Source organism: Alkalibacillus filiformis, from assembly GCF_030814115.1.
Taxonomy (GTDB): Bacteria; Bacillota; Bacilli; order Bacillales; family Alkalibacillaceae; genus Alkalibacillus; species Alkalibacillus filiformis.
In genome coordinates, this window is record NZ_JAUSUP010000030.1 from 1 (window position 1) to 1,238 (window position 1,238).

A 1,238-nucleotide genomic window follows, 5' to 3' on the forward strand; every position below is an offset into this window, starting at 1 on the left:
ATAATTTAATGTCATCGTTGTTTTCTTCTTAGTCAATCACTAGAAGAAAACTGAATTGACGACAGGCTATTTTGTTTAGTTTTCAAGGTTCGAAGAAAAAATTGGTGGAGCCTAGCGGGATCGAACCGCTGACCTCCTGCGTGCAAAGCAGGCGCTCTCCCATCTGAGCTAAGGCCCCGTTGTAGAAATCGGGAAGACAGGATTCGAACCTGCGACCCCTTGGTCCCAAACCAAGTGCTCTACCAAGCTGAGCTACTTCCCGCAATATTAAAATGGCGCGCCCGAGAGGAGTCGAACCCCTAACCTCTTGATCCGTAGTCAAACGCTCTATCCAATTGAGCTACGGGCGCAAAGATGGTACCGAGGGCCGGATTCGAACCGGCACGGTAGTAAACTACCGCAGGATTTTAAGTCCTGTGCGTCTGCCAATTCCGCCACCCCGGCAGCATAGTGGAGCGGAAGACGGGATTCGAACCCGCGACCCCCACCTTGGCAAGGTGGTGTTCTACCGCTGAACTACTTCCGCAATATTAAAATGGTGCGGGTGGAGGGAGTCGAACCCCCACGTCGAAAGACACTAGATCCTAAGTCTAGCGCGTCTGCCAATTCCGCCACACCCGCGCGAATGGTGAGCCATGGAGGATTCGAACCTCCGACCCTCTGATTAAAAGTCAGATGCTCTACCAACTGAGCTAATGGCTCATCGCTAACTTAATCTTACAGATTAATGTTATTTTAACTTGAATGGTGCCGACCGAGGGACTCGAACCCCCAACCTACTGATTACAAGTCAGTTGCTCTGCCAGATTGAGCTAGGTCGGCTATTGAATTAGATGGTGGAGGATGGCGGGCTCGAACCACCGACCCCTTGCTTGTAAGGCAAGTGCTCTCCCAGCTGAGCTAATCCTCCATATATCAATTGCCCGGCAGCGTCCTACTCTCACAGGGGAAGAACCCCAACTACCATCGGCGCTAGAAAGCTTAACTTCTGTGTTCGGCATGGGAACAGGTGTGACCTTTCTGCCAATACCACCGGACAAATTGTTTCAAATTTCAAGGACAAGTAATATTATATTCACCCTCATTTAAAATTGCAAGGGTTTTTCACAATTTTTTAGAAGGAATTTTACATCCATTTTATTAGAAGGTTATACCTTCAAAACTAGATAAGAGTCAACCAAAGTCGAAGACGCGCTTTTCACTTTTGTTTTAAGTTAAGTCCTCGATCGATTAGTATT

At 48.0% G+C, this 1,238-nt stretch carries 9 tRNA genes and 1 rRNA gene; all 10 read right to left on the minus strand.

What is annotated here, in order from left to right:
- Positions 1 to 102: 102 nt before the first annotated feature.
- Positions 103 to 178: transfer RNA gene (locus tag J2R98_RS14460), tRNA-Ala, on the minus strand.
- 10 nt (positions 179 to 188) lie between these two features.
- A tRNA-Pro gene (locus J2R98_RS14465) sits at positions 189 to 262 on the minus strand.
- Between the two features lie 11 nt (positions 263 to 273).
- A tRNA-Arg gene (locus J2R98_RS14470) sits at positions 274 to 350 on the minus strand.
- A gap of 5 nt (positions 351 to 355) precedes the next feature.
- A tRNA-Leu gene (locus J2R98_RS14475) sits at positions 356 to 444 on the minus strand.
- A 7-nt stretch (positions 445 to 451) separates the two neighbouring features.
- Positions 452 to 526: transfer RNA gene (locus J2R98_RS14480), tRNA-Gly, on the minus strand.
- Positions 527 to 536: 10 nt separating this feature from the next.
- Positions 537 to 621: transfer RNA gene (locus J2R98_RS14485), tRNA-Leu, on the minus strand.
- Positions 622 to 626: 5 nt separating this feature from the next.
- Positions 627 to 702, minus strand: a tRNA-Lys gene (locus J2R98_RS14490).
- Between the two features lie 43 nt (positions 703 to 745).
- A tRNA-Thr gene (locus tag J2R98_RS14495) sits at positions 746 to 822 on the minus strand.
- Between the two features lie 12 nt (positions 823 to 834).
- A tRNA-Val gene (locus J2R98_RS14500) sits at positions 835 to 910 on the minus strand.
- A gap of 11 nt (positions 911 to 921) precedes the next feature.
- Positions 922 to 1,037 (minus strand): 5S ribosomal RNA (gene rrf, locus J2R98_RS14505).
- Positions 1,038 to 1,238: the final 201 nt, after the last annotated feature.